6 protein-coding genes are annotated in these 4,958 nt (G+C 64.0%); 2 read left to right on the top strand and 4 right to left on the bottom strand.

The features are described 5' to 3' along the window. Positions 1-102: 102 nt before the first annotated feature. Both ACY69P_RS14195 and ACY69P_RS14190 read left to right on the top strand, forming a co-directional pair. On the top strand, positions 103-342 hold the full coding sequence (locus tag ACY69P_RS14195; RefSeq protein WP_404845484.1) for a hypothetical protein: 240 nt from the start codon (positions 103-105) through the stop codon (positions 340-342). Between the two features lie 84 nt (positions 343-426). Next, entirely contained in the window at positions 427-1,626 is a 1,200-nt protein-coding gene (locus ACY69P_RS14190; RefSeq protein ID WP_462327944.1) for an aminopeptidase, read from the top strand. A gap of 132 nt (positions 1,627-1,758) precedes the next feature. Here the strand turns inward: ACY69P_RS14190 and ACY69P_RS14185 are convergent, their stop codons facing one another. From ACY69P_RS14185 to ACY69P_RS14170, 4 genes are read right to left on the bottom strand one after another with little or no spacing between them, the layout of a single operon-like run. After that, a complete protein-coding gene (locus tag ACY69P_RS14185) occupies positions 1,759-2,373 on the bottom strand; it encodes a class I SAM-dependent methyltransferase (protein ID WP_462327943.1) in 615 nt (204 codons plus the stop codon). Further along, on the bottom strand, positions 2,366-3,262 hold the full coding sequence (locus ACY69P_RS14180) for a metal ABC transporter permease (RefSeq protein WP_462327942.1): 897 nt from the start codon (positions 3,260-3,262) through the stop codon (positions 2,366-2,368). The genes ACY69P_RS14185 and ACY69P_RS14180 overlap by 8 nt, the downstream gene beginning before the upstream one ends. A 35-nt stretch (positions 3,263-3,297) precedes the next feature. Continuing rightward, entirely contained in the window at positions 3,298-4,074 is a 777-nt protein-coding gene (locus tag ACY69P_RS14175; RefSeq protein WP_459901884.1) for a metal ABC transporter ATP-binding protein, read from the bottom strand. Beyond that, a complete protein-coding gene (locus tag ACY69P_RS14170) occupies positions 4,071-4,925 on the bottom strand; it encodes a metal ABC transporter substrate-binding protein (protein WP_462327941.1) in 855 nt (284 codons plus the stop codon). Before ACY69P_RS14170 ends, ACY69P_RS14175 begins: the two co-directional genes overlap by 4 nt. Between the last annotated feature and the right edge of the window lie 33 nt (positions 4,926-4,958).

Genomic DNA, 4,958 nt, shown 5'->3' with positions numbered 1-4,958 from the left:
TGGCGTTATGCCCCAGTATGTTGAGGGACGGGACGAAGTGACCAAGGGATGAGCCTTGCGGGCGCAGGGCCGCCTTGAAGCAGATATGCCACGGAGACGACTATGGGTGTGCCAACGAATTATGTGAATCTGGTGTCCAACAGCGGTCCAAAAATCGCGTCGCGTATGTTGGTGAGCAAGGTGCAGGCCAACGTTCCGCTGACGCACGCCGACGCCAGCGCGGCGTCCGTGCTGTGGTCGCGCAAGATATCCAACCAGTATCCGGACTTCATTGATTCGCCAAAAATGAGTATCATCGCCTCGGAACATCTGATTGGTCTGGTTCGGGATTTATCGACGTAACAAGGCGTCTTATATAACGGAAACCAAACGGGATGTGCCGCACGCATCCCGTTTTTCTTTTGAGCACAATTGGAGATTCGCCACATGCTGACACAGACGGAGATTGAAAAGTACGCTGAGGTTTTGCTCTGGGCTCTCGATGTTTCGCGCGCGGAGCCGCTGCGCGCCGGGAATACCGTGGCCGTACGGTGGGACATGCCTGCGCTTTCGCTGGCAGAGGCCGTGTATGCCAGCCTGCATGAGCGCGGCGTGCACGTGGCCCAGCGCATGAAGCCGACATCAATCATGGAAAAGACGTTTTACTCCTCGGCCAGCCGGGCGCAGTTGGAGCACCAGTTGCCGGGCGAGATGGAACTTACCCGCGCGCTGGATGGGTCGGTGTATCTGCTGGCCCCGCAGTCCCTGACGCATCTGGCCGATGTGGACCCCGAAAATTTGAGTACCGCCGCCCGTGCACGCAAGCCCCTGCGTGACGTGCTTGAAGAGCGCGAACAGGCGGGGCTGTTTGGCTGGACCCTGTGCATGTGGCCCACCGAAGCCCTCGCCAAGAGCGCAGGCATGAGCGTAGATGACTACGCCCGCGAGATTGCCCGCGCCTGCTACCTGAACAAGGCGGACCCGGTTGCCGAGTGGCGCGGCGTGCACGCCCGCGTGAAGGAGCTGCGTGCATGGCTGGACGGGCTTGGGGCCGAAAGCTTCCGCGTGGAGTCGGAGCATGTGGACCTGACGGTGCGCCTTGGCGAACTTCGCCGCTGGCTTGGCGTAACGGGGCACAATATCCCCAGCTTTGAGATTTACGTATCGCCGGATTGGCGGGGCACGCAGGGCGTGTATTACGCGGACCAGCCGTCGTTTCGCAGTGGCAACTATGTGCGCGGCGTGCGGCTGGAATTCAAGGACGGCAGAGTGGTGGACGCTGAGGCGGAACAGGGCGGCGAATTCCTGCGCAAGCAGGTGGCCATGGACCCCGGAGCAAGCCGCATTGGCGAATTTTCACTGACGGATTCGCGTTTTTCGCCTATTGACCGCTTTATGGCCACCACGCTGTTTGACGAAAACTATGGCGGCACGCACGGCAACTGCCACCTTGCCCTTGGCGCGTCCTACCCCGGAACGTATGCCGGGCAGCAGTCGGAGTTGTCCACACTGCTCAAGGACGAGTTGGGCTTTAATTCCTCGGCCCTGCACTGGGACCTTGTGAACACGGAGGCCAAGACCGTCACCGCGCACCTGCGCGGCGGTGAAACCCGCGTGATTTACGAGAACGGGCAGTTTCGGATGTAACTGGTCCCCCTTATGCCCCGTACCATTACGCCCCCGCATGGCATGCCATGCGGGGGCGTTTTTCACTGGTGCGCCGCCGGTGTTCACACAGGATAGGCGGAGGACTCTGGCGGTGTGGCGGCGCGCAGCTGGCTACTCGGCGCGAAGGCGCGCCGTGAGCAAATAGCCAAGTTCGTCGTCGTGAAAGGCCTCAATGGCGCAGTCCACGTCGTCGAGCATGGCGCGAATATCGGCAAGCGGGGGCATGCTGTCGTCAGCCACGGCGGACCCAGCCTTGCGGTGGTGGTCGTTGATGGTGGCGGAGTTGATGAAGTGACTGATAACGAACAGCCGCCCCGGCCTCAGGGCGGAGGTCATGCGGCGCAGCGCGCCGGGCTTGTCGTCAATGTGCGGAAACACTTGATGGCACAGCACAATGTCAAAGGCGTCGCTCCCAAGGGGCATATCCTCTACGGCGGCGGTGCAGACCATGGCGTTTGGCGTGTCGGCAAGGCGTTTTTGCGCCGCGCGCACCATGCCGGGGCTGACGTCCATGGCCACAAGGCGGCCCTGCGGCCCAACCATCTGGGCGAGGTGCTGCGTCAGGCGGCCGGTGCCGCAGCCCGGTTCAAGGATGTGCGCGCCGGTGACGTCGCCAAGGTGGGCCAGCAGGCGGTCCAGCTTGGGCTGTTCTTTGTCGCCGTATTCGCCCGAGGCCCACGGCGCGGTAACTTGATTGTCGAAAAAGGCAGCCTTTGCGTCATACATTGGTTTTTCTCCTTGTAAGCTCGCTGGTGGTGGCGTCCACCTGCCGGGAAAAGGTGAGGGAGCGGCGTTCGCGCCGGGAGAGGCCGCGCCGTTTGGGAGACAGCGCCGTGCAGACAATAAAAATGAGTGTGGACAGCATGACGATGACCGCTCCGGACGGCACGTCGAACATGGCGGAAAGCACCAGTCCGCCCCAGCACGACACCACGCCAAACACCGCCGCAAGGCAGAAGATATGGCGCAGGGTGTAGGACAGCTGATAGGCCGCCGCCGCTGGGTTGATGATGAGGCTGAAGATGAGCAGCCCCCCAATGCTTTTGAGCGACGCCGTCACCGTAGCCCCTGTGGCGAAAAGCAGGGCGTAGTAGATGGCGGTAGCGGGGACCCCGGCGGCAAGGGCGATGCTGCGGTGGCACAGCGTTGCCAGAATCTCCTTGGAGAAGGCGAGGAGTCCGGCCAGCAGAAGCACGGCCACCACAGCCATGACGACAAGGTCGCGCTCGCCCACGGTGAGGATGCTGCCCCAAAAGAGGTTCAGCGCGGCGGAGCGCGGACCGGGAAGCAGGCCAATGAAGAGAAACGCCAGCCCCAGCATGGCCGAGAACACGATGCCCACCACCGTCTCCGGCGCAAAGTCCGCCCGGTCCGACAGGGGGCCGATGATGGCCGCCGCGCCAAGGCTGAACACAAAGGCGCAGACCTGCATGTCCATACCCGTTACAAGCCCAAGCAGGGCTCCGGCAAAGGCCGCGTGCGCCATGCAGGTGCCAATGGCGGTGATGCGCATGGTGACTACCACCACACCAACTACGGAACAGGATATCCCGGCCAGCAGGCCAGCCAGCAGGGCCTTTTGCATGAAGGGATAGAACAGTATGGATGCGTCCACTGTGGCGTCCTCCCTACAGGTGCGGCGTTGCGGTATTAGTGACAGACATGGGGCGCTCCGTTGACGGTGGCGACCTTGACAGGGGTGCCGTAGAGTTCGCTCAGGCGCGCTTCATCCAGTGCGCCGCGCGGGGTGCCCTGCCAGACCATGCGTCCGTCCTTCATGAAGGCGATACGGTTGGTGACGTCGGGCAGGCTGTTGAGGTCATGGGTGACGATGAGGCTGGTAAGGCCGAAGCGGGTGTGGATGGTGCGGACCAGTTCCAGAATTTCGCGCTGGGCCTGCCAGTCGAGCGCGGCGGTGGGTTCGTCGAGAAGCAGCAGGTCCGGGCGCTGGACCAGGGCGCGGGCAATGGCCGCCCGTTGCTGCTCGCCGCCGGAGAGGTGCCCAAGGGGTCGCTGCGCCAGCGCGCCGATGCCCACCATGTCGAGGAGTTCCTCGGCGTATTCCACGACGGAATGCGGGACCCGCCGAAACAGGCCAATGCGGCCAAAGCTTCCGCTGACCACGGACTCGCGCACGCTGATGGGAAGCAGTGGATCGATGTCCTGCCGCTGGGCCACGTAGCCGATGCGTTTGCGCAGAAGGCGCGCCGAACGCGGCGTGACCTCGGTGCCAAAGACCTCAACCCGCCCGCCTGCAATGCGTCCCATGCCGTTGGTGACGGTGAGCATAGTGGTTTTGCCCGCGCCGTTGGGGCCGATGATGCCTAAAAAGTCGCCGCGCTGGACTGTGAGGCTAACGCCGTGCATGGCGACGTGGCGGCCATAGGCCGCGCTGACATTGTCCATGCGGATGATGGGGGCCGTCATTGTGCGTCCTCTGCATTAGTCATGGCGGGTGCGGCTTCAAGGAGCCTGCGGACGTTGTCGCGCATGGTGGCCTCCCACGTTGGAGTGTCCGCAAAGCCGCCCGGAAAGTTGGACAGGATGACGCGACGTGCGCCAAGGGCCTCGGCCAAGCCGTGCCCGCCGTCGCCGCTTTGCAGATTGTCCAGCACAAGGCGCACCCCTGCACCTCGCCCTGCGGCGATGACCTTCGCCATCTGTTGGGGCGTCATGCTGGCTGGACGCGGAAAGGCTGTGACGACCTTGCACCCCGCCCAGTGGGCCAGCGGCTCTTGCATGGCAGCGCAGACCACAGGCATCCCTGCCACGCCCGAGGCCGCAAGGCGCGTTTTGAGAGCCTGCGCAGTGGTGGTCACGGCGCGGCGGCGTGCGGCGGCGCGGGCGCTGATGTCCCGTTTGTGCTGGGGAAACAGCTCTGCCACTTCCGCCGCGATGTGCCGCGTGAGGCGAAGATTGTTCTCCGGGAGCAGGGCGTTGCCGGCGTCCGGCAGGGCGACGGGCTGGCGCTGCGTCTGCGCCGCGTCCAGCAGTGTGGTGATGTGGGGCTGCGCTGTCTGCCATGCATGCAGATAGATGGCGTCCGCGTCGCGCAGCAGGCGCACGTCCCCGGGGCGGATGTCGTAGTGTCCGGGACAGGCGCCGCCGGGGATGAGTGTGCGTACCTCGGCCTGCGGGAGCAGATCATGGACGATGTCCGCAATAAGGGTTGTCCCCGCCACGATGCGCGGGGGCGCGTCCGCATCCGCGTGCGCCCGCGGGAGCAGCAGAAAAACGAGGGCAAAGCTCGCAAGAAGCGCGATGAGGCGTCTGGCCATGGCGTGTCCCGTCCTGAAAAAGGGTTATCCCCG

The sequence above is a fragment of the Desulfobaculum sp. genome (assembly GCF_054921475.1).
Note: the sequence above shows the minus strand (reverse complement) of the source record. Positions and strands in the feature narration are given on the sequence as shown.